This window comes from Streptomyces sp. NPDC002870, from assembly GCF_042888505.1.
Classification (GTDB): domain Bacteria; phylum Actinomycetota; class Actinomycetes; order Streptomycetales; family Streptomycetaceae; genus Streptomyces.
On record NZ_JBIAPW010000005.1, the window covers coordinates 66,656 to 92,562 of the forward strand.

1 protein-coding gene (cut by a window edge) is annotated in these 25,907 nt (G+C 68.3%); it reads left to right on the forward strand.

The annotated features are described in order from the left end of the window. On the forward strand, window positions 1–25,907 hold the 5' portion of the coding sequence (locus tag ACFYWY_RS08555) for a lonely Cys domain-containing protein (protein WP_389181718.1). 11,140 nt of this gene lie beyond the right edge of the window; 25,907 of the gene's 37,047 nt are visible here — the first part of the coding sequence; the start codon lies at window positions 1–3; its stop codon lies beyond the right edge, outside the window.

A 25,907-nucleotide genomic window follows, 5' to 3' on the forward strand; every position in this document is an offset into this window, starting at 1 on the left:
ATGGTAGGACCCGTCGCCAAGGGCAGTGCGCCCGGAGGCATCTCCAGTTCCCACAATTACTCAGAGAAGGCCCAAGGTCTCCGCCGTTTCGCGGCGGAGATGCAGGGGGCGATAGATTCGGTTGGCGCCGCCCTGCCGCCGGAAATCGGTGAACCGTTCGTCGCTGCGGTCCAGCAGCTCCTGGATGCTTCCTCGGACCTGGCGGTCCAATTCGAGGCCGCCGCAAATAGTCGGATCGAGGCATCCCAGAAGCTACTCCAGAGCCAGTACGAGATGTTCCTCGAGTGGCTCATGCTGATGATCGAAATCGCTTTGATCGAACTTTCGGCGATTCTCACTGGCGGCGTCACGGCACCACTCATCAGCGCAGCCAAATGGCGGTGGGCGCTGCGGGTGATGCTCATTGCGCAACGGATGGGGCGGTTCCTCCCCATTCCGCTCACCGCCGGCATCGAAGCCATTCAGGAAGCGTTCGTCGCATTCGCGGCCAACCTCATGGCGATGAACGTTCCCGACAACCCCGACCTGAGGGCGAAGGGGATCGACTGGAGCGACATTGGAAGGTCCGCGCTTTTCGGGCTGTTTGCCGGGGCCTTCGGTGGGGCTGCCGCCCAAGTGTTCGATAAGTTTACTCGCAACTACTTCAAGAAAGCGCCGCCATGGCAGAAGGAAGTAGCTGAACTTCCTGAGGCCTTCCTCAATGAAGGTCTCTTTGCTGAGATGCCCGCGGAAACAGTCGTCGAAGGTCTTCTTGACGGCAATTGGAAAGTTGATCCTACAACGATTTACGAGGCCGGTGTCAACGGCCTGATGCAGGAGCTTGCCAACGACTTCGCCGAAATCAGTGGCAAATCCATCAACAAAAACCTGCTCGGCGGCTTGAACATCCTCAACCTCCTGGACAAGAGCAACGACAATCCCGGTGCCGGCAGCGAGGGAGGCGGCCAGGACGACACGCCGAATCCCGTGGCGACCACAGACTCCGGTCCTGACCCGATCTTCGTCACCCCCAACGCCAACACGACACTGGAGTCACTCCCCAACCACGTCTCCACCATCGGGCCCGACCTGTCCGTCGATCAGACCGCACCTCCCGTCACACCGCCTCCTGCTCCGGCCCCCGTGCCTTTGCCCACCCCGGCTCCTGCCCTGGCTCCTGCCCCGGCTCCTGTACCTGCGCCGACGCCGGATCCCGCCGTCCAGCCTCCGTACGACATCGGCGATGTGCCAGAAGACATGCCTGCAGCAGAGTTCGTACCGGAACCGATCACCCTGCCGACTCCCCTTCCCGACAGCGACAGCGACAGCGACAGCGACAGCGACAGCGACAGCGACACCGCATCGTTCGTCAGCGATGTCTCCGATCTCAGCGATGGGGCGTCCATCTCTGAGTTCAGCGATGTCTCCGACTTCAGCGATGTCGGGCCGGGCACCGACTTCAGTGATGCCTTCAGTGATGTCTCCGAACTGACCGATCCCCAGTCGGACATCACGGACTTCAGCTTGGCCAGTGACACCTCCTCGATATCGGACTTCGACCTCGACGAGGAGCCGCTGCTCCAGGACAAGGACAGTTCCGACTTCTCCGTCGACCCGCTGTCGCTCTCGGGATTCGACAATCTGGACGGCTCGGCCACGCCGACTCCAGACGCCGACTTCGCTCCGGGGCTGGTCCCGGGCTCAGAACCGGGCCTGGGCCCGGTTCTGGCAGCAGGTCTGGGCCCGGGGCCGAGCGCGGTCACGGGGACGGGAGCCGTCGGGACTTCCGGTTCCGTCGTCACCGGCCCCGACAACACCGACTTCGAAGAGGGCTCTGTCGTCGGCGATTCGCCGTCCCAACCGCTGGCCGACATCATTGAGTCGACGCTGGCCCCGCCGGGATCCGAACCTTCCGCCCCCCTGGGCACCGACGGCGTCCCCGACACGCAAGACACCCACGTTCCGAACGTTCCCGTCACCTCTGGACAGTTGCCCGCGGAGGCAACGGCACCTTCCGACCTCGGCAACACCCCTCGAGGCGGCAGCCCGTCCGTGCAGGACGCCCCGATCGCCGACGAAGCGGAGTCGTCCGCCGAGCAGCCGATCATCGACGAGGCAGTCGAGGAGTCCGGACACCGCCCGCTGGACAACTCCTCGACCACGGACCAGCCATCGGCGCCGACGGGCCGACCGGCTTCCGGCATCCCCACACCCTCCACGAACGAGTCCGCGTCTCCCTACCCGGACAACACCTTCGCGGAACCGTACGCGGATTCGGACTCGGAGCCGGAAGCCGAAACCGCGGATCAGGTGCCAGCCCAGCCGGTCGCCGGAGAGACGGACACGACGATCGCCCAGCCGGCCACCGGGGAGACCGGCCCGGCGGTCACCCAGCCGGTTGCCGGGGAAATCGACACGGCAGGGGCGCAGTCCCTTCCGGACGCCGCCGCCCAGGCCATCGGGAACGCAGCGGGGCCGACCGCGTCCCCGCCGCTGTCCGCCGACGGCAGCCACGTACCGGGACAGCCCGCGCCGCAACAGGATGCAGCAGCAGATCAGGACGACTCCCGCCCGGAGACCGAAGGTCCCGAGAGCTCCGGCATTGTCGGGGACGTATCCGAACCCGTCGTCCCGATCGTCGGACAACCGCTCCTCGACGGCCCCTCCGCCGCGACAGGTCAGCCAACGCCGCCCAAGGCCCAGATTCCGGTTGGAGGCCAGCCGTCGGCACAGAGCACCGTCGAGGGGCACGAGCCGACGGCCGATCCCGCGAGCCAGGAGGCAGGTTCCACTCCGGCAGAGCAGCCGTACACCGCGGGTGCTCCGATAACCCCGCACACCATCGCAACGGGGAGCCCGACTCCGGGAACCCCGGTATCCTCCGGTACTTCGGAAACCCCGCAGACAGCATCCGCAAAGTCCCCGGCCGGCAACCCAGCTGCACAGAAGTCCGCCGATGTGCAGATCCCCCCGCCTGCATCCGGCCAGGTGCCCACCGAGTCCACCGCTGTCGAGGTCGGTGGGACGCCCCTGCAGGGCAGCGGAACCGCCGCCCACGCGACGCAGGCACAGCAGGAGCAGCCGGGCACCGGCACCCACCAGGCACCGTTCGCCACGGTCCTGCCCCAGACCCCGAAGCCGGCCACCAAGAAGTACGCCAAGCCGTCGAAGAGCGCGTGGCAGCACCCGCGAATACAGGTCAACGCTGTCAAGAGCGCTTCGGGCAAGCGCATGGGCGCGCTTTCGTTCAGCGCAAAGGACCTCGAGAGGCGCCTGAACACCTACGGAAAGCTATCGGAGCAGACCCGGTTCGTCGCGAGCTACCTCAAGGAAGACGGCGCCCCGGCCGGAACCTGGAAGGAGCTCCCCAATAGCTTCAAGGACTCGTTCTTCCTCGGCCTGCACCACGACGACCGCGGGTTCCGCGCCGTCGTCGGCGAGGACCAGGCCAACCCCATCACCGATGCGCTGCAGGGGGCCACTCGCGAACGGATCATGAGCGCCGAGGAGCTCGGCGACCTTCTGCGCTCCCTCAAATCCGTGCTCAAGGACTTCAAGGCGATCACGCTGTTCTCCTGCACGGCGGGAAAGGACCGGCCTACGAACGCCGGGGCCGGGCAGGCGCTCGCGGACGCCCAGATCGTCGCCGACATCTCCGGCCTGGTCATCCACGCCCCCACCGGAAGAGTCGCGTTCAGCCCGCCGAAGGCGGGCGGCAGCCTCAGGATCGCCCTCGAGCACGACGAGCAGGGCCGAGAGACCGAGTGGCGCACATTCCTGCCCCGGCCGTCGTCGGCCCAGCACACGCCCGACACAGTCACGCCCGCCATGTCCGGGGACTCCCCCGCACCGAAACCGGCGCTGGCGATGAGCGCGCTGGACCAACCGGAGCCGGCGCAATGGAACAGTCCTCAGCCACAAACGGCGGGGTTGGGCGGGTCGGCGAGTGGTGTGGCGTCGCTGAGTTGGGTGGAGTTCGGGCCGAGGTCTACGACGTTGTCTCCCGGTGCCAAGGTGGATGTTCGTCGTTTGGCGGAGGGGGTGGCTGCGGAGGCGCTTGCGCAGTGGCGGGCTGGGTTGCCGTTGCCTGATGTGGTGGTGACGGGATATGGCCCGGGTAGCGGGAGGAATGGGGAGCAGCGGGCGCTGGAGAGGGGGGAGGAGCGGGCGAGGGCGGCTCGTGAGGGGCTTGTGCGGTCGCTGGATGATGCGTTGGGGACGCTTCAGGCGGGTGTGCCGGCGGGTCAGGATCGTTTGAGGGCTGCGGATATTCGTGTTGCCTGGCGTAGCCAGGGGCGCAATGTGGCGGGGGCTGCGGGGTCTGGGCATACGTCTGTTTCGGAGTTGCGTCGGCGGGCGACGTTTGCGGTGGCCTGGCCGCCGCCGTCGGTGGTGCTTCAGCGGCTGGGTGGTAGTGATCCGAGTGTGGGTGGCTCGGTGGATGTGGATGTGGATGTGGTGGCGCGGCGTGTGCTGCATCTGGCTGATGGTGTGCCGGTGGATGAAGGGGTGCGGGATGAGCTGTTCGCTCTGGTGCGGGATGCGCAGGCGGAGGGGCGTGCGGGGAGTGTGGCGGCGCTGGCTGCGTTCCATGTGCAGCGGCAGGGTGTGTTCGACGCGGGCCGTTCGCGTCGTTTCACGGTCGGGGGCCAGTCCGTTGCGGGTCTGAACTGGGGGCCGGACGAGACCGTTGAGCTGGACACCGAGCACGTCGAGTTGATGGAGTACGAGCAGGGTAAGGCGCCGCGGTTCCGCCAGGTGCCGGCCGTTTGGCCGCATGGGGTGTATGTGGTGGGGGGTGAGGGGGGTCCTGACGGGGTGCGGGTGCCGTGGCCGGATGGTTCGACGCGGCATCTGGGGATTGATGAGTTTGTTGAGGTGATGGCGCACAATCCAGAGCTGGCTGGTCTTGGGGTTGATGTGCCGGTGGTGCTGGCTGTTCCCTTCGCGGGGGATGGGTATTTGGAGTTGGCGCGGAAGCTGGCGGAGCGGCTTGGGCGGGTTGTGTGGGCGCCGACGGGGCGTGCGTGGATTCCTGCGAGCACGGGCGGGAAGATGCGGATCCTTCAGGTTGTGGGTCGGCATGCGGAGTCGGCGGATTTCATTCGGATTGAGCCGGGTATAGCGCCTGACCGGGATGATGGCGCTCCTGCATGGCACCGCGAGGTGGTGACCCGGGCCATGGTCACTCCGGCGGACGGGAGGCAGCACGGCCGAAGCGCTCTCACCGGTTCCGACCTGGGCCTACGGTTCGAGCCTTTCCGTCGCCTACCCGAGATGAAGACGTTCCAGTATTTCAATCCCGCTACAGGAACCTACTCGGCTGAGGTGGGTTTGCCGGGGCCGGACGCGAAGATTTACCACTGGGCCGCGCACGGCGGCCCGGGCCGTGTCTATTTCCCGCTGAGGGACGGTAGTTATAAGGAGGCGTCGGGGCCGGAGGCGGCGGGATGGCTGAAGCGGCGGAAGAGTTTGTCCTCGCTGCCCCCGGATTTCTGGGTGGACGTGATTCCCTGCAAGGGTGCTTCGCCCAGTGACGATACCGTGCCTGCGCCGCACATACACGGCGAGGCTTCCCCTGTTGTGTTTGTTGCCGACCCGCTCCGGAGTCATCCGGTCGGGCAGTGGATTGCGAACGGAACAGGACGTAAGACGCGCGCCCACGTGCAGACAACAGGGACATATCGGCCCAGCTTCGGCATATATGGCCGGATTGCACATACCGATGCGCAGGGGCGTCGGGCGCCGTATCAGGAGTATTTCCCGGAGCCGGTGGTGGGGGAGGTGGACCGGCGGGCGCGTGTGGCCGGTTTGTATGCGGGTGCGGATCCGGTGCCGGAGGAGGTGCGGGAGCAGACGCTTGCTCTGGTGCGGGCGTTGAAGTTGACCATGGGTAATGAGGTCGATGATGGTGTTCGTGTCGACCAGGACCCCGCGTATGCGGATCTGTTGCGGGGGGTCGCTGCTGTGGAGGGGATGTGGCGCGCGGATCCGGCCTTCGATGGGCTGGGGCCGTTTACGCTGGATCTGTTGCAGCGGGTGGTGAAGGCGCGGTTGCCGCAGGGGCAGAGCGAGCCGACTCGGCATGACTACCGGGAGTTGTTCCAGTCCGCGCGCACGGCCCCGCCCGGCACCCTGCTGAGCCAGTTCGCCGCCCTGCCCACAGTGGCGTATGCAGCGCGGGAATTGGCCGGTGCCAACTTGAGCACGCTCGATCGGCGGACCGTCAACGCACTGATGCTGTCGGGGGCTGACCAGGTGGGGCAGGCGGAGCGGTCCCGGGTGTTCTGGGCGTTTGTGAAGGCCTACGAGATGTGGGCGAGGATGGGGGGAGCGGGCTGGGATGCGTTGGCCGCCCGGGTGCTGCACATGGACCCCGCCGCGGTGAACGACCAGGCACGCGAAATCTTGGCAGTGGGGGCCGCCGGTGGTTTCGCGCGCGGCCGTGATGTGGCCGACCCCGATGTGCTGGCCGCCTTCTACCTGGACGTGCTGGGGGCTTACAGCACTGAGACCGAGGTCACCGGGCTGGTCGGGCGTGATTTCGTCTCCGGGCTGGTGCCTTGGGTGCTGGATATGTCGTGGGTCGGTCTGCCGTCGGGGCTGGAGGAGGCGCCGTGGTCGGGGAAGGACAGGTACGGCCGCGACAAGCCCCCTCCCTACCTGGTGCGGGCCTCTTTGGCGCCGGGGCAGCCCAACAAGGTGTCGGTGACCCTGCGTGGTGTCTCCTACACGGTGACCGGCGATGTGTTCATTGAACTGGTGGCGGCCGATCCCGAGCTGATGCGGCGTCGGCTCTCCACCGATGTGGTGCTCGAGGTGTCGGAGCTGGGTCGTCTCAACCGTGGTCTGGCGCAGCGCCTCGCTCAGCGTCTCGGCCGCAAGGTGCGCTTCACCCGTGCCGGTGCTGAGTGGCGGACGAACCCGAACGGGGTCGGCGTCCTCCATCTGGTCGCCACCGGGCAGGTGCCGAACCCGACCGTCGCGGACTGGGAGGACGCAGAGCCTGCCGACCTCCAGAACCCGGGGGCCGCCCCGCTTCCTGTCCCGCCCCCGGCCATAGACTCTGCCCCGTCCTCTTCGCAGAGCAGCGCCCATGCCATGCGGGACGAGACCGCGCCGCTCCCCAATCTGTCCTCCGCCATGCAGGCCGTGGGCGAGAACGGCGTGGCCGAGTTGGGCGCGGAGTGGGAGCCGGCGGCTGAGGACTGGAACAGCCCTCAGCCGCAGGAGGGGTCGCGGTTCCCCGACTTGTACGCCGATCCGTCCTGGCAGCAGGCGGCAGACCGGTTTGAGGGGGCGCTGCGCCAGGTCTTGGCCGTCGATCGCGGTGTGGTCAGCGTGGCCAAGAACTCCGTGCGTGCACTGCTGACGACTCTGGAGGGGCACTTCGGTCGTGAGGCCGCCGTGCGTGCCTTCACGCCGTCCGGCATTGTTGCGGACTGGCCGACGGGAGCGCAGGGCCTGCGTTCCCAGCTCTGGGCGTGGACAGACCCTAACAACACGGCCATGGGAACGAAGGAACTGGTCGGCCTGTTCATCCTGGCGGCTTTCCGGAGCACTTCGGGTTCCACGCTGAGCGATATGTGGCGGACCGCTCCGCAGACCAACACGCACGGTGTGCCTCTGCTGCCCCCGGATATCCCGCCGCATGGGCAGGCTCCGGCCGGTCAGATGGCACGGGGCGTTCGCATCCGGCCGGAGGCGGTCGCGGCCGTTGGGTGGCTGCATCGGGTGTATGCCTCGCTGACCCTGACCGGCTCCGATCCACTGCAGTTCCGGGAGGTACTGCTGGCCGGACTGCCGGAGGCTGAGGGTTACACCCTCGCTGAGGTGGTGCGGGGTGGGCATGCGGCGGGCGTCCGGCACGGGCTGGAACCGGATATGGCGGTTGCGGACGCGTCGCAGTTGTATGCCTGGGCTCTCGGCGCCCTGGATCCTCCCATGCGCGGACACTTGTGGGCGGAGGCCGCGCAGGTCCTGGAGTCCGGGAGCGTCCGCGCCGATCTCGAGCTGCCGCACCACCGCGCATACCGCGAGCGGCACGGCGGTTGGTTCCAGGGTCTGGCTGACGGCGGCGTTGTCCTCGACGGCATCCGGGAGACAGTCTTCTCGTGGAGCGGCGGTATCGGCGAACTGGCTGACCATGTTCTGGAGGACCGGCGGGAGCGGCATGCCGCGTTGGCGGACTGGATGTTGCGTCATGGCTCCCCCCATCTGCTTTGGGCGAACCTCAATCCCGCGTACATGCTGGCATTGCCGCTGGTGAGTGGTGCGGACGCACAGTTGCTGAGCGAGGCGTTCACGGCGGACGACGCTGGGGTGGCGCGCCTGCGTCATGAGGCCGCAGCTATGGTGCGGTACGCGCTGCGCCAGCCTTCGCCAATGGCGCACCTTCCGCTGCTGCTCACCCGCTATGCGGGTTTTAGGGCGAAGGTGGAGTCGTTCTCGGGCAGTGATGCGGAGATCACGGACTTGGTGCAGCGCGGCGCTGCACTTGCGGAATGGTCCCGGGGTGAGTTGACGGGGCATCGGGAGATGGCGGCGGAAGCACTGACGATGCTGCCGAGGGTCCCGCATGCGGTGGCGTGGGCGTCGTGGGAGAATATCCTGCCCGCCGTGGGTGCGGAGTTCGGGTTGCTGCAGTTCCATGGGGCGACGACCAGTACCGCTGGTGCGCTGGGGTTGTTGGGTTCGGCGTCCGGCGGGGGTGCGGGTCGGCGGGCCGTGGTGTGGTCGGTGGAGCGTTCCAGTGGCCGGGAGGTCTCCCCGCTGTCGCGGACGCCGGGGGAGCGGACGGTGCGGTTCCCGCAGGCCGTCACCGTCCGGGTGGTATCGCGGGCGATGCGGTATGACGGTGCGTCGGGGCTTGTGTATGAGCATGTGGTGCTCGAGGAGATCGGGCAGCGGGATACGTCCTGGGCCCCGGAGATCCTGACCTGGCCCGTCGCCCGCGACAACCGCATCATGGGCTTCTCCAGCGTGCCGATTGCCGAGTGGCGCTACATGTTCGGCAAGATGGAGCGATCGGACGAGATCCGTTTCTGGGTCCACCCGAAAGACGCGGCATTGGGGATTGAGTCCAAGGACCTGCAGGCCAAGGACGTGGATTGGATGCCCGTCGGATGGGGCAGGAACTCCGTCTCGGTCCAATCGCACGGGAGTTCCGTCGGTTTCGAGGTGTTCTCCAGGTACGGCCCCCGCCTAGTGAGCGGTACGGAGTGGGGCTGGCACCTTAAGAATCTGCTGCGTGGCGGCGGCTTTGGGGCGGACACGGATATCGTGCTCGTCGCGTGCAGCCTAGGTGCCGATGTTCTGGGCGGCGATCCGGGCGGACAGGAGGTCGCTGATGCCAGCGATCACCACAGCTTTGCACCCACGACCACAACGCAATACCGCGAGTTCGAAGGCAAGGTCACGATCAAGCTCGCCCCTGAGCCGGGTGGGCCGCGCTTCCGTGAATTCCGGCCGCGTCCTCGGTCGGTGGCAGCCCGGCATGCTGCGGCTCGGGCGTATGCGCCGTACGCCGACGGGTTCCGCGGCCTCTACCGGGACCGACGCTGGTCGGGGCTGAGTGGGGCGTATGAGCGGGCGCTGGGAGAGGATCTCGCTGCTGATCCCGCTGTCCGCCGGGCGGCGCAGGAAATGGTCGGCATCTGGCTTCCCGGGCGAGCGGCCCAGTATCCCGACGACGCCCCCACAAACCTCCTCATCGACGCCGTGGTCGATGCTGCGGCGGCCTCCGGGGTGTCGTTCCAGAGCGCTGGCGTGGACCGGCAGAGCGATGAGTTCCGGGTGCTCAGCGAGGTCCGCAGTTTGCACCTCTCCGGCGACCGACTCGACACCGCGAGGGCGTTCCTTGCCGCTCACCGGCAAAGGGTGCCGTTGGCGTCGATGCAGGCGGCTCGTATGGCGCTGCTGAGCTGGCTGCTGAGCAAGGGCTCGGACAGCCTGTTTGAAGCGGTGCGCGATTCCCTGTCCTGGATGCCGTCGGCGGTGGAGAACTCCGTTGTCCTGGGTGATGCGGCGCATGTGTATGCGTGGGCTTTTGCAGAGTTGCCGGTGGTGGGTCGGGGTCGGCGGCAGACTCCGTATCAGGAGCTGTACGCGCTGCGTCATGACTGGCTGACCTCTGAGGTGACCGGTGGTCCGGCAGTGCCGGGTGATCTGGTGGCCCTGGCCCGCCGGGGTGACGCTGATGGTGTGTCGGCTGAGCGGCTGGCGGCATTGGTGGCGTGGTCGGCACGGCACGGGGGCGCGTCGCCGCTGGACGTGCTGGCGCCCGGGCATCTGACCGCGCTCTATCTCCACACGAGCCCGCGCGACCGCGTGTTCTTCCACGCCGGGCAGAATGCGGAGTTGTTCCGTGCCGCGGCCAGAGACGCGGTCGACCAGGGCGTGGCACTGCTCGCGGCGACCGGTGAACACACCGACTTCCCGCTGCTGCTGATGGGCAACGAGGACTTCCGCGACGCGGTCACCCAGGAGGCGGCCGCTACGCAGCTCCTGCTGATGAGCCGCGGAGGCCCGTCCACCCCAGGGGCGGCTGGAGTGCACACGGAGCCGGCTGAGGGCTGGCGGGAGAAGGTACGCCAGGTTCTGCATGCGCGGCTGGATGATGCCGTTGCGGGTGTGCTGGCGGATGCTCCGCAGCATCGTGGAATGGCGGTGGAGGGCTTGCGAGCTCTGCCGCCGGTCAACTCGGCCGCTTGGTTGGCGGGCTGGCTGCCTGATGGGGCGGAGGATGTGCAGGGCCTTGCTGTCCCGGGCTTTGCGGTGGCGAGCTTGGATGAGGGCGTCGCTCGTGCCGGTCTGTCCGGTTCGGGCCCGGGTGTGGGTGGGTTCCCGGTGCTGGTGGAGGTGGTGGACTCCTCAGCGCGTGATGTGTCCTTCGTCGCGGTCGACCCCGCCCGGGGTGAGGTGGTGTATCCGGAGCGGGCGGAGCTGGAGGTGGTTCAGCGTTTCTGGGACCAGACCCCTGACGGGCTCGGCCATCTGCATCTGCGGGTCACCGAGAGCAAGCTGATCGGGCAGTTCCCCGAACCGCTCGGCATCTATGGGGTCGACGACGCGCAGCACCCGGACAGCGACGTCGACATGGACAGCTACGCCGGCAGCGACAGCGATGGCGACGTGGTGGGTCCCGAGGCGCTGCCGACGGAGGAGGATTGGAACAGTCCTCAGCCGTTGGAGGGGGCAGGGCAGCCGGCACACCCATCCAAGGACCCCGGCGACCAACGCCACGCGCTGCCTACGGACACGCGGGAGGAGGAAGGAGCACGCGCCCTACCGGACTTCGAGCCGGAATTCCCCGTGAGCCGCGCACCGGGCGACCCCACGTCCTCCGGCGACCCCATGGACGCCGACGCCTTCCTGACCGCGGACTTCAGCCCGCCGACGGCGGATGTCTCGCCGTGGGGCGCAGAGGCCTACCCCGCCCCGGAAGGCCCGCCCGGGGGGCCGTCCGACTATGTGAAGCTGGATGTCGGCCGGGAGTTCGGTGAGCTCATGCGGGGTGTCGGCCTTCCGGTCGTCCTGTCCGGCCGGGCCCGGCGCAAGGTGCAGTTCCAGAGCCCGGGTGCCCTGGACACGGTGGACTTCCAGCTGGCTGGTGATCCCGGGCAGCTCGTAGATGCCGTCAACCGGGCGGTCGCCCAGCGGTTCCCCGGGGCGCCGCAGAATGCGCTGCGCACGGAGGCGGACGGCCGCATGCTGACCGGTGTGATCCAGGGCGTGGAGATCACCGTGGGCACCGGTGCCGACACGTATACCGACACCACTGGCATTGACGGCTTCACGGTGCCGTCGCCCCTCCACTCGCTGGCCGACATCGCCTACGAGCTGGCTCTGCGCACCGACGACAGGCAGCGTGAGGAGGATCTGTACGACCTGCTCTGCGGCACGGCGGACCCGATGTTCAAGAACGGCCTGTCGGTCGATGAGATCGAGACGCTGCGTGGTGAGGCGTACCGGGGCGCGGTCCCGCCCGGTGCCGCACCGACGCTGGGTGCCCGGCTCTTCGAGGTAGTGGACGGACTGGCCGGGGCGCGTGCGGCGCAGCAGGCCAGGTGGCAGGAGCTCGGTGCCGGGCCGTTCGACTTCAGGTGGCTCAACGGGGGGCTGGACCGGCTGCGCAACGAGTTCAGTACCGCCCGGCCGGGGTCGGGCGACCGGATCGAGCTGGCGCGGCGACTGCCGGGTATGTCGGCGGCCGACCGGGCGTGGGAGCTGTCGCTGCTGACACCCGCTGAACGTGAGCGGCTGGCGTCCAACCGGGCGTTGGTGGATGTGTTGCGGGGCAGTCTGTCCGTCTCGGAGTTCGCTGCGACGGCGGCACAGCTGATGGTGCAGGTGCCGACCGGGGTGGATCAGCCGTGGTCGGCGCGGCAGGAGGTGCAGGCGCAGGTCGCGCGGATGCTGCGCGATCCGGAGGCGGCGGTGAAGCTGCTGAAGAGCGGCTTGCGCGTGGTCGTGGTGCCCAGGAGCGAGGCGTTGACGTCGCTGGCCCCGTTCCGTCAGCTGGCGGGGGACGACGGTTTTGATCAACTGCGCGGCCTGACGGAATTTCGCCGGGTGGCGGCGCCGGAGGAGAATCTCCTCGGTGAGTTCAACACCGCCCCCGGGGCCGTGCCAGCGTCGGCGGACGGATACTCGACGACTACCCATGAATTCGCGCACGCGATCCACCAGTACGCGCTGACCGGCGCGGAGCGGCAGCTCATCCTGGAGGCGTACCAGGCGAAGCTGGCCCAGAGGGACGCCGGGGTATGGCCGGACGGCCCGCTGTTCGGCACCGATAAACGGGGGCGCCCCACAACCAACTACTCGTCGGAGAACGAGCACGAGTTCTTCGCTCAGCTCACCAATGTCTACCTCCGGACGAACGCCGGGAAGGACGTGCGTACCCAAAAGCCGCGGAACAACGGCGGGGTGGACTGGGTGCGGCAGCACGAGCCGACGCTGCTGCCGCTCCTTCAGCGGTTGTACGGCACCGACCCGCAGGCCCTTCACTCCCGGACGGCCAACCCGTTCAAATCCACCCAGGCGGAGAACAAGGTCTACGAGGGCTTCCGAGCACTCTGGGACGAAGCTGAGGGCACCCACGTGCCGCAGGCCCACGACCTGGTCTCCACCCAGGCAGAGAACGAGGGCTACGAGGGCTTCCGAGCCCTGTGGGAACGGGCCCAGGGCAGACACAAGCTGCTTGACCTTGTGGCGCCGTCTGCCGATCCGGTCGCAAAGGGCGCATGGTGGGATAGGCGGAGCGGGGCGAGGCCTGCCAGGTTGGAAACCCAGGTTTTCGACCCTGCTTCAGATCCGCTCGCGGAGCCGGTGGTCCGGGATGGCGTCCGGCGTCTGGGGGGTGAGGCGACGCTGGTCCGCACGGATATCCGTCGGATCCAGGCCGAAGACGGACGCTGGGTGCGGGAACTGACCTTGGTCCTGCCGGTGGTGATGGGTGAGGGAACCGGCCCCGATACGAGGGTGCAGCTGGAGCAGCGGTTCAACGAGGTGCTCAACAAGCGCATCAACACGGGCTTCCGGCTGCCTGTTTCCGGGGACCAGTTGCACATCGATGTTGAACTTGTGGAGGTTTCCCAGGGCACTCCTGGCGTTGACGTGTCGATGAGGTCGGAGCCGGGCGTCTCCGACCAGTTGAATTTCCGTCTGCACAATGAGGGCGCCACGGCGGAGCAGACAGCGCGGGACAATGCCGTACTGCTACACGAGGCACTGCACTTCGTGTCGGTGACCGACCATTACTTCGACCCGAAGGCCCTGTTCCGTAACCGGCCGGACAAGGTGTCCGGGACCGGTGTGATGGCGAGTACCGCGGGCCTGGGCAACGGTCTTCTGCCCGTTGACCATCTGGTCCAGATTGAGACCGCCACCGATTCAGGACCGGTGGTGTACGACCATCCCCTCACGGCCCCGGACACGCGGGAGGAGGAGGGAGCACGCGCCCTACCAGACTTCGAGCCGGAATTCCCCGCGAGCCGCGCACCGGGCGACTCGGAGACGTATTCCGACGCGCGCGAGCTCCTGAGCGACGTGGCCGCATCGGCGGTGGTCCCGGTGAACGAGTGGCGACCGGGCCGTGGCACGGAACTGCTGGGGCCGGACCTGTTCGGTGGGCGAAACCCGCTTTCTCCCACGGCGTTCATGGAGGGCCACGATCACACATCGCTGCAAGGCGAGCAGGTGGCGACATTCTTCGACCGGCTCGACATGGTGCACCGGGCCCCGACACACCGTGAGATGGACGCGCGGACGCTGCCGAGAGCTGCGGGCACGGCGCTGGTGACCGAGCGTTCAGAGGCCGAACGGACAGCCTGGGCGCCGAACCGGCGGATGCCACCGCTCCCGGCGCGGGCCGAGATGCCGAACGTCATCCACCAGATCTGGCTGGGCGGCCCGTTGCGGAACGCCGGGAAGATGGCGGACTTCCGTGAGAAGACGACTTTCATGGCCGATCGCTACCGGGGTATGGCGCGGATGGTGCTCTGGACGGATGTGCCGCGTTCGGTGCTTGACCAGGCCAAGGAGCCTCCGGCCGCCACCGACGACGCGACCCTCGTGGAAGCGCGGGACATGCTCGACTGGGCGCGGGAAAACGGTGTGCGCCTTGTGAATGTGCACGAGGTGTTCCATGCCGGTTCCCCCATGATGCTGCACGAGTTCTTCCAGACCGAGACGGCCAAGCAGGTCGGACGGGGATACGCGGCGGCCAGTGACATCCTCCGCCTGGAGCTTCTGCACAGGTTCGGCGGTATCTACGTCGACGGCGACAACGTGCTGGTCGACCCGTCCTATGCCGCCGCGGCCGCTGACTCCCCATACGGCTTCGCGGTCGAGAGGGTGCCGGGGGAGGTCGGGAACTCCGCCATCGTCATGGCCAAGGGGCATCCGTTCGCACGCGTCTACCTCGAAGAGATCCGCAATCGCTACCAGCGGGTCCAGCAAGAGCTGATGTTCGGCTACAGCGACATATCTCCAGAGGATTTCGCCACCTCGGAGGGGATGATCCGCCGGAACTCGGTCATGGAGCGCACCGGACCCGCGGTGATCAACGCGGTGGCGCGGAGGCTGGGGATGGACTCGGAGGACCTCCCTGGCCTCGATGGGGTCATCCTGGGGCATGTCCACAGCTGGGTAGGCCCGGCGGCCGAGAGTGCGCCGGCCGTCGCCCCGCCGACCCGGTCGGACACGCTCAGAACAACGCAGTTGGTGATCCAGGCACTGGTCCGCGACATCTACAACCGTGGCGGAGACCTGAATCTGATGCAGGCCACCGACGCTCTGAGCGACCACCCCCAGCAGGAGGTGATCTTGGAGGCCGCGCTCCGCTTCATCGCGGGCCGTGCGGACCTCGCCTCCAGGGTTCGCAAGATCACCGATCGGAGTCTGGAACCCGAAGGTGTACGCACCGCCGAACTGCCCCCGGCCGTCATGGCGTTGTTGGACTTCGACACGCCAGCCGCCGACGGCAGGAGGCCCACCACCTGGCTTGGCGACCTGCAGACGCCAGTGATATTGTGGCAGGTCCCCGTGGTGTCGCGGGACGCTGCCCACGGTCCGCCGCGGGCGCCGGAGGAGGGCGGGTCCCTGGGAGATCCGGCACCCGCGGCCGTCAGTACGCCGACGGCGGATGCCACGCCCGGGGGCGCAGAGGCCTATCCCGCCCCGGAGGACCGCCTCGGGGCGCAGGGAGCCGGGTCGATGGAGCTGACCGGTTCCACGTCGGTGGTTCCGCACATCACAGTGACCGGTCCCGACTCCCTCGAAATGCAGGAGTTGTCGGGTCCGGCTGATACGGAAGAGGCCGGGGGATGGGCGGCACCCGGTGCGCGGAGGGCCGACCGGTGGCAGCTGCCTCCCTATCTGGCGGACCTGAAGTCGTCCGGTACGGCAACTCTGCATGATCTGACGGGCACCGAGTGGGCTGCCGAGCGGATCCGTGAGCAGACGTCTCAGGGTTCTCCTGACGCGATCATGGAGGAGTTGCGGGGGGGCCCGGAGACCTTCCTTCGCCATGGTCGGACATTCCCCGTCAAGGGGGGTGATGGCGTCTGGTACGACGTCACGGTCGCGATCGCTCGTCACGCGGATGAACAGCTGCCGGTGATCGATCTCGTGAGTCATCCCGAGAGCGCGGGGATGCAGACGTCCATCACGCGCTCGACCACGGCGGGAAGCTCTGGCACGTCTTCCACGACGGGCGGTCTGGCGGTCAAGGGGGCGGGCATGTTCCTTGTGCCGACGCCCAAGCCGGGCGTGCTGGCGGGCGCGGCGGTCGCGGCCAACGTCGGTATCCGGCGGCGGACAGTGGCCACGGGCAGGCAGCAGAGCGGAAATCAGATCACGCAACTGGTCAGCGAGGCGGGCACCGTTGATGTGCCTCGTTTGCTGAGCATGACCGTGCGGGTGACGAAAAGTGGGGTGAACGCTCCGCCGCCCTTCAGCGGCGAGGTGACCGCTGCGCTTCGGGTTCCGGTTCAGGAGCTGGTGCGGGGCGGCGGGTATACGCGGCCCGGCGCGTACACGACTGTGAACCCGGAGCTGGGGCGGCGTATCAGCGGTGCCCGTTCGTTCACGCCTGTCGGTGCCAATGTCGGGCGGCCGTATCAGGGGGGTGGCGGGCTTTTCGACGCCATTCGGAAGCAGGTGCATCCGTCGGTGGTCGCTGCCGGGGCTCCGGGGCGGGCGGTCGCTTTCGACGCGGTGTCCGAGAAGCAATTCCTGCAGGAGCTGCCGAAGACATTGGCGGGCTGGGCGCTGTCGGGGGATCTGGCCAGCGCCTACGGCCGGGTGACGGGCGGTTACCGCAGCCGCGCGACGATCACGGCGGTGGCCCCCATGCCGTTCACCGGAAGTGCCGCCACGGCGCCGGCGGCGGATACGGAGGGCGAGCCCGGGGAGGGCAGCCGACGAGGGGGAAAGCCGGCGTCCTGGACGGGGGTCGGTGTGTGGGAAGCCTCGACAAGCCATGCCACCCAGGTGCAGAGGGACCATGGTGGGGACTTCGCGTTGGGGCCTGGTGCGGGGTTCGGGGCGATGAAGGGGGGCCCGCGGGCGCGGGTGTTCCTTCAGCCTGGAATGGAAACCGGGTGGAAGCACTCTGCCTCGGTGGCTTCCCAGTTCTCGACGCAGTCCGGGACGGAGATCGGCGGCACCCAGGTGCTGTACCAGGCTCGGGTGCGCGTCGAGGTGGAGGGCACCGGTCCGCAGGCGTTCACCACGAGCAGCGGCCGTCGGGCACCCTCCGAGCGGGAGGTGACGGTCTGGTTCTCCCTGCGCGAGGAGGAGGCTTCCGAGCTGGGACTTCCGTTGCCGGACGGGGCGCGGCCCGCCGCGATGTACAAGCATCCCGGATTCGATCGGGTACTGCCCGCGGGCCCGACGGGTTCGAGTACCAAGATGGCCGATCTGGACACGGCGCTGTTGCTGTCCTCCATTGAGGAGCTGTTCAGGACGGATCCCCGGTTGGCCGGATTCCTGCCGCCTTTCGCCGACGACAAGAGGGGCTCGACGTGGCGGACATCGAGGAGTGATGAGGCCAGGAAGCGAGCGAATTACCGGGCGCTGACCACGACGTACGCGGCGGGGAATCTGGAGAGCCGTAAGAAGAAGCTGTTCACCTCCGGTGTGCCTGTTCGGATGCGGCGGAAGCATCTCAGGACCATGGAACACGTGGCTATCCGCGTCAGGGCGAGGTTGGCGGAGGAGGGGCTCACCTACCGTGGCGATGTCGACGACTGGGCGGTGCTGCTCGGCTCGGGAACGGAGACCGTGGCCCAGGACGGGTCGGGCAGCAGCCAAGGCGCGTCGCTGCGGCTGCGTTTCAGCGCGAAGCCCATCCCCGGCCATTTTTATGTTGTGGGCACGGGGGCTATTGGTTATTCCAGCGTCCGTGAGGCACAGGGAGGTCCCAGCGCAGGCACGGTGACCGGTGTCCTGCATGAGGTGGATTCCTCGACGAGTGCGTTTGCCGCCCGGCTGGTCTGGGATGTCGAGGTCACTTCGGTCAAGCGGTCCAGGAACTGGCGGCGGGTGACGCATCCAGGTCTGCCGGGTCGGCACACTCCCGCGGTGACCACAGTTGCGAGCAGTGGTGAGCGGCCGGGTGTGGAGGTTGCCACGATCGCGAGGACTGGTGGGCATCGGGGCAAGGGTGTTGCTCTGCTGAGAGTGCCGTCGGCGCCGGTCACGTTCATGGCCCCGGTCTCCTTGACGATGACTCAGGCGCAGCGCGATGCCCTAGAGGCGGTCGGGGAGCCGGTCCCGGTGAAGGTCCCCGCCGCCGAGGGGATCACTTCCCTGTACGACCCGCAGTGGGCGGCGCCACCGGCCGACGAGCACCAGGTCACCGAGTGGCTTCTGCTGGAGGATGTCGGTGTCGGCGAGACCGCCCAGCAGCTGGCCCTGGAGTTGCTCGAGACGGCCGCGGGTGATGGCGATACCGCCTTGGGAACGGCCGGGCTCGATGCGGCGGAGCGGGTCGAGGACGTCTTCGATGCCGACGCGGTGACCGCCGGCTTCAAGACGGGCACCAAGGGTGTGTGGTTGGCAGGCGGTCTGCAATTCGATCGCCGCTGGGCCTCTCTCGATGGCGCGGTGGGCGCGAGGTTCCATGCGGTGAATCCGGCCGTTGTCCATGTCACGCAGGGCCCGGGGGTGAATTCCGTCTATACGGGGGGGCATCAGGCGAGCAGCATGCGGGGTGGTGGGCCGTCGCTGTCGGGGGCGCTGATGGTCGCCGGCGCCGGTGACGCCGAAGCGCACCTGTGGATCTTCGGGGGGCCGGGCGCGGGGCGCGGCTGGGGTTGGAGCAAGGAGTCGTCGTTCGCGGTGTCGGGAGCGGTGGAGCGCACGGCGATATCCGCGCTCAAGGACCGGATGGTGTTGGTCCAGGCAGACCTTGACGTACTGATGGTGGCGGAGGTCTCGGTTCGCGGGAAGACGCCCAAGATCGCCACCGGTGGAAAGCGGGTGCCGCGAGCGGTCTTGGCCTGGGTCTCAGAGGAACAGGCGCGTGAGTTCGGTCTCGGGCCCGACCTGGACCGGCATCTGCGTGCTGCCGGCCACACCACACCCACCCTGCCCCCGGCCGCGCCGTCCGGACAACGGATCGAGGAACTGCCGGACCAGGACACGGACCCGGACGCGGTCGCGGTCGCGGACGTGCGGGGCCCTGCCCCTGCCCCCGCCCCCGCTCCTGCCGCGGCCGACCCCGCCGCTGACCTGCGGGTGGTTGGCACCACCCCGCCGGGGCTGGCGGTGATCGAGCACGCGCCCGGCTACGAGCGGCTGCTGGGGGCGTTGCGGACGCAGCTGCGGGAGCTGGGCGGGAAGGGGTTCGCCGATGAGGTACTGCCGAGGGAGTTGGTGGCGGACCGCTACCGCAATACGCAGCGGCTCATGACGCTGCTCAGCCCTGTGGGTGGCCAAGGGCTGATCGGCAGTGTGATGGACGGCGGAGCCCCGGTCGTGCTGTACGACCTGAACGGCAAGGCTGTGTACACGGTGAGGTTCACCGTGACCCGGGGTGCGGGTACCTTCCATGGCCGTCCGTCCGAGCGTCGGCACATGATGCATGCCACGAGCGCTGCCTTTGCCGGCCAGGAGTCCAAGGGCATCTCCGTGGCCAACTCCCTGACCGTGATGGTCTTGCCGATAGGCAACCCCACCGCTGACGGGCAGCATCCGTCTGGTGCCTTGGCCCTGCCGATCGCTCAGGCGGCCGAAGCCACGGAGGCGGCATCGCATGTGCGCGGCCGCAAGCACAAGTTCAAGCTGGAGACCGCCGCGTCGGCCGATGCGCCCGCCGTGCGGATGCGTTTCCCGGTGACGGCGCGGCTGGAACTCTACCGTCCTGGCGACTCGGTGCACCGTCCTCCTGTTGCCTCGGTGCCGCTCGCCGCTCCCGAGGGACGGCCTGACGACCGGTACTTTGTGTTCCGCATGCTGGAGTCGGATCTGCGGGCGCTTGCGCGTCTCGGCCCCGGGCGCGGCCTGGCCCCTGCCGGTTGGCATCCTGTGGCGCAGTCCCAGCCGCTGCCGCAGTGGCGTGCGCAGGGGACGCCTCTGCCACCCGAGTCGCAGGTCAACAACTTCCAGGGTGCGCCGGCTGTGCGGGCGGCGCTGGACGAGCTGGCGACCGGTCTCGGGGCGTCGCCGGACTTCCACACCACGAAGCAGGCGGCGCTGGCGCGCGAGGAGGCACTGTCCACGGAGTGGATCGTGTCCGCGCTGCCGATGCTGGCCGCTGTGGGCGGGCGGTTGCCGAACGAGTACGTCTCGGCCTTGCTCGGTGGCGAGGATCTCGACATCGACGTCAGCGCCCGGTTCACCGGAGGGAAGGTCCTCGGTGTCGGCGAGCGGATGAAGTTCCAATGGACCGCCGGTTCCCCGGGGGTTCCCCGGCTTGCCGAAACCTCCGTGTCCGGGTCCGGGGGCGAGAGCGAGGCCGGAGGGCCGCCGCAGCAGCTCGCTCCCAACTGGGTCAGATATCGGCAGCAGGACCTTCTGGACTACGGAGCGTCCCCCGGGTGGGCGAGCAGCCGCGCCATCGGGGCGGACGGGCCGCAGGCTTCGGGGCACTCGCCGGCCATCAAGATGCGCGATGCTTCGGTGCTGGTGAGCTTCGATGTGGATGTGCGGCTGGAAGCCAGTCTGCGGGACCGCATCAGGTATGCGCTGGGGGCCAAGGCGGCGGTGGGCACGGTGGATGCGCCGCTGGCTGAGCCGGTTGTGGTCCGTATGGGTCTGCGGTCGGCCCGCCGTCTGGCGATCGCGGGCCTGATCGCTGATCCGCAGTCCCAGCTGGGGCTGCCCGCGCCGTCGGCTCAGCCTGTCGACCGTGGGTGGCATCAGCAGATCCTGGCGCACGAGATCGTGGTCGCGGGCAAGCCGGCGGGCGAGGCGTCGTTCGCCCCCGACGAGTTCCAGCGTCGGCGTCCCGCGCTGCAGGGGGCGAGCAAGGCGACGGACTACCGGGAGTGGCGCAAGGCTCCCGATGGGACTCAGCTCAGCACGCTGCGGAAGATACCGCTTGCGGACCGCCCCCGGTTCGGGCTCTTCGGGCACGGTGGCACGGCCTACGTCAACGCGGCCCTGGTCGACGGTGGCGTTCGGGAGGTCCGCGGTGCCGAAGTCACGGAGTGGGCGCTGTCGCGGCCGAGCCTGGCGGCTCTGTCTCCTGGCACGGTCATCATGATGCTGTACTGCGGCGACGGGCCCCAGGACGAGACGGCCGCAAGCCGTGTCGCCGACGCCGAGGGCCTGCCGGTCCTTTCTCCCCTCTATGGAGCCGCTGTCAACGGCTCCGGGCAGATCCACCTTCTGGAAGGCCCCAACGGCGAACCCGGCCGCTGGGTCATCACCCACCCCGGTGGCAGGACCGAGATCCACGATCCGGAAACCGCGTCCTCAGCCGACACCACACCCGACGAAAGCACGCCCTACCCCGACCCGGCAGACGGCCTACTTGATTCCGGGACTGGGCCGGTGGCGGATCCGGCTGCTGTGCTCACCCGGGCGTTCGGGGCAGGGGTCGCGTTCAGCGCAGCGTACGGGCGGCTGGCGGACGCGGTGGGTGTCCTCGATGCAGCCCGGGCCGGCGATCCAGTTCTGGGTGAGGCGCCGTTCGATCTGGATGTGCTGGCCAGCCGGGCGCTTCATCTCGCCCCGGACCAGGACGTCACCGACTCCCAGCGCCGTGAACTGCTCGGCCTGGTCGCCGAGGCCGCGGCCGCGGGACGCGCGGGCAGCATGGCGGCACTGGAGGCCTATCACTTTGACCATGCGGGTGCGCTGTCGGATGACTTCGCGCTCGATCCCGCCACGCATGATGTCGCGGGGGTCAACTGGACCGGCCGGCGGATGGGGAGGATCAAGGCGGACGAGGTCTTCGTCCGCAAGGTCTCCACGGGCGAGGAGAGCAGCGTTCCTGCCCCATGGGGTCCCGAACCGTGGGTGCTGTTCGCCGACGGCGATGCCGAGCACATCTGGGTACGGCTGCCCGATGGGTCCCGGCATCGGGCGCGCGCGGATGTGCTGGCCGAGTTGATCGCGCACGCCAAGTCCCGGCCACGGGGTGCGCCCATCGTGCTGTTGGTGTCCAAGGCGGGGGCGGGGTACCTGGAGCTGCCCCGGCTGATCGCCGACCGGGTCAGCGCGGTCGACGGGGCCGATGTCAAGGTCTGGTCCACCGACCGGGAGTTGGAACCCGCGTCGGCCGCGGGGGGGATCTCCTCGGCGAAGCCGCACATCGTCATGGCCCTGGATCACTATTCCGGCCCGCACGACAAGCTTGTCCACCGCTTGATTGTGAGCAAGCCGGGATATGTGCTGCCCGCCTCCGATCCGTCCGACGACATACTCACAGCGCTGAACGGCAACCGGGTCGCGATGAAGGATGTGCGCACCTACGCCATGCTGGGTGAGGGTGAGGGTGAGGGTAAGTGGGAGGTGACAGGTCGCGCGAACGTGACGGAAGCAGAGCTGGGCAGTGGATACGCCGCCGCTCTCGCAAATATCCCGGGGCGGACGCATTATGCCCCTATAACGCCCCAGGGCAAGAAGGTTGGGGCCAAGTCCAAGCCGCTTCCTTTCAAGAATAAGAACAGCGGCGACATCTACCACGCCGCCGCACACGGCCTTCGCACAACAGGCGCTATCTCCCTGGCCCTGAAAGACGGGACCACAGAGTTCTTTAGTGGCTACGAGTACGGCCGGTGGATCGCGCGCCGGCCCAGCTTCGTCAAGCGCGAGGGGACTAATGTCAATCTCGTAGTCTGTTACGCCGCTCAGAACGTTTCCGCAGATCCGCCGGTAGAGCCCTCCCGGGCCCAGGGCGTGGCTTACAAAGTGGCAGAGCTGTCCAGGGAGGTCTGGGCAGCAGAACCTCTGATCCGAGCCATGGGTGACTTGGATCCATCGGATGTGGCCTTCGGCCTCGAGGACGATCTGGATAATCCTCGGTACGAGTACCTGAAATTCACCGGTGCTAACGAGGCTGAGCTGGCTGACCGGGCCGACCGTGCGGGCCTGAGCACGAAGGCAGATCAGCGGGCCACGCGGGTGTTGCGGTGGATCCGAGCCCTGCGCATCAGCGGCTTCGCGATCGCCGTTGATCCGGATCGGCAAGCGGACCTGGATGCGGCGCTTGAGGGCTGGGCCGCGCTGGAGAATCTGCGGCTGACGGACCCTGCCGTCGCCGAGGCCGACAAGGGGCCCGTGACGCTTGCGCTGCTGGCGCGGTGGCAGGCTGACGGCCTGTCGATCGACAGGCGGTATGCCCCCCGGTGGAACACCCCCTTCGTGGCCTCGCTGGCGATGGAGGGCAAGCGGGCACTCAAGGGCGGGCAGGGCGGCGCCTTCAGCCAGCGCATTCGGACAGCCGCTGTCCTCGCCGACGCATTCGGGGAAGAGATCATCGGGGCAACGGATTACGATCGGCTGGCGAACGCGGTGGCCGCTCTCGAGGCCGTCCGCTCAAGCGACCCCGCCCTGCAGCAGCAATCGGACGGCCAGGACCAGCTGGCCCGTCAGGTGCTCCACCTCGCCCCCGGTCAGGCCGTCACCGACGGTCAGCTCCAGGCGCTGATTGAACTGGTCGCTGAGGCCGAGGCCGAGGGGCGTGCAGGCAGCGCGGCGGAACTCCAGGCATACGCGGCTGAGCTGGCTGAGCTGGCGGACCGCGTGGGTCTGAGCCCGCAGGCTGATCAGCCGTCCGCGCGAGTGGTGCAGTGGATCCGCATGATGCGCTCGCACAACTTGGCGATCTCCGTTGATCCGAATCGGCGAGCGGAGCTGAAGGCGGCGCTTGAGGGGTGGGCCGCGCTGGAGAACCTGCGGCTGGAGGGTCAGGGCTACACGGGGCCTGTGACGGGCGCGATGCTCAAGCGGTGGCAGGCTGACATCCTGGGGGCGCCGGTCTCGTCCGCGCCCCACGAGACCGCCGCGTTTGTCGGCTTGCTGGTGATGGCGGGCAAGCAGGCACTCCAGGATGGTACGAGTATCACCTTCAGGCAGCGCATCCTGTCGACTGCTGTCCTGGCCCAGGAGTTCGGGGCAGGGATTGCGACGGACCCGGAGTACGGGCGCCTGGCGCATGCGGTGGCTGTCCTTAATACCGCCCGGGAAAGCGATCCTGTCCTGGGGCACGGTCCGTTCGACCTGGATGTGCTGGCTCGCCGGGTGCTTCATCTCGCCCCGGGGCAGGCAGTCACCGACGGCCAACGCCGTGAGCTGCTCGATGTGGTCGGTGAGGCCGCGGATGCGGGCCGTGCGCGCAGCGTGGAGGAGATCGAGGCCTTTCACCTGCTTCAGCGTGTGGGTATCGCGTCGGACAGCCCGGAGTACGGGGGCCTGGCGTACGCGGTGGCTCTCCTGGATGCCGTCCGGGGAAGCGATCCCGTTCTGGGGCAGGGTCCGTTCGACCTGGATGTGCTGGCTCGCCGGGTGCTTCATCTCGCCCCGGGGCAGGCAGTCACCGACGGCCAACGCCGTGAGCTGCTCGACGTGGTCGTTGAGGCAGTGGCTGCGGGGCGTGCGCGCAGCATGGCAGAAATCGAGGCCTATCGGCCCCTTCAGCGTGCGGGCGTGCTGCCGGATGACCCGGAGTACGGGTGGCTGGCGCGGGCGGTGGCGGTCCTGGATGCCGCCCGGCGAAGCGATCCCGTTCTGGGGCAGGGGTCGTTCGACTTCGATGTGCTGGCTCGCCGGGTGCTTCATCTCGCCGAGGGGCAGGACGTCACCGACGGCCGGCGCCGGGAGTTGCTCGATGTGGTCAGTCAGGCCGCGCTGGTGTCGCGTGCGGGCAGCCTGGCCGCACTGGGGGCCTATCACCTCCAGCTTTCCGGCGTGCTGTCGGGCAACTATGCGCTCAGGGACGCCAAGCATGGCGTCCAGGGAGTCAACTGGACCACAGCGAAGGTCGGCCGTATCAGGACGGACAAGGTCTACGCCCGCGGGACCTCCGGGAAGGGCGAGATCAGCGAACCTGCTCTGTGGGATGCGGAGCGGGTGTACGCGGTGCTCGCGGAGGGCAGCGCTGAGCACATCCTGATACCGATGCCCGATGGGTCGCGATACCCCGTGGGCCCGGAAGAAGTGGCCGAGTTGATCGCGCACCACAATGTGCGGTCACCGGGTGCGCGCATTGTCTTCCTGGTGGACGAGGCCAGACCCGGGGACATGCCCGGGCTGACCGCCGTCCGGGCCAGCGAGGTCGACAGAGGCGAGGCACGGGTCTATTCCACCGGCATGCGGCTGAAGCCGCCTTCGGGCAGCAAGAAGAGTTTCTTCTCGACGAGGCACAAGATCACCATTCTGGATCCGCACCGCACGCCGAATCGGCCCGTTGGCGGGTACTGGAGTCTGAGCACGTCGGGTACGGGACCTGCGGTCCAGGCCACGTCCCCGGTCCAGACCACGTTCACGGTCCAGGCCACACCCGTGGCAGGCGGGACAGCGGCAGCCAGTGCGGCGGCTCACCCTGCCGCGGGAGGCAGCCCTTCCGGTGCAGCCTTTGGGCCGGTCGCGCCGTCGACACTCCCCGCGAAGCCTGGGTGGCATCAGCAGATCCTGGCGCACGAAATCGCGGATTCGGACGGCGAGCGGATCGGTGAGGCGGCGTTCTCCACCGGTGAGTTCACGCGTCGGCGCCCGGCGCCCCCGGCCGAGACCGCGCCGGAGGAGGGGACGGCCTACCCGGACTCAGGAGATCATCTCTCCGGCTCACGAACCGGACCGAGCGAGCCAACCGGATCAGCCGAGCCGCTCCCAGAGCTGTCGGTCCCGGAGTCATCCGGGCTCGAGGCCGTGATGCCCGATGCGCAGGCCGTCTCGCCCGGCGGCATTGAGGCGGCTACTGGCGCCCCCCCTGTCCAGGGGCTCGGCTCGGACTTCACGGCGTTGCCGGA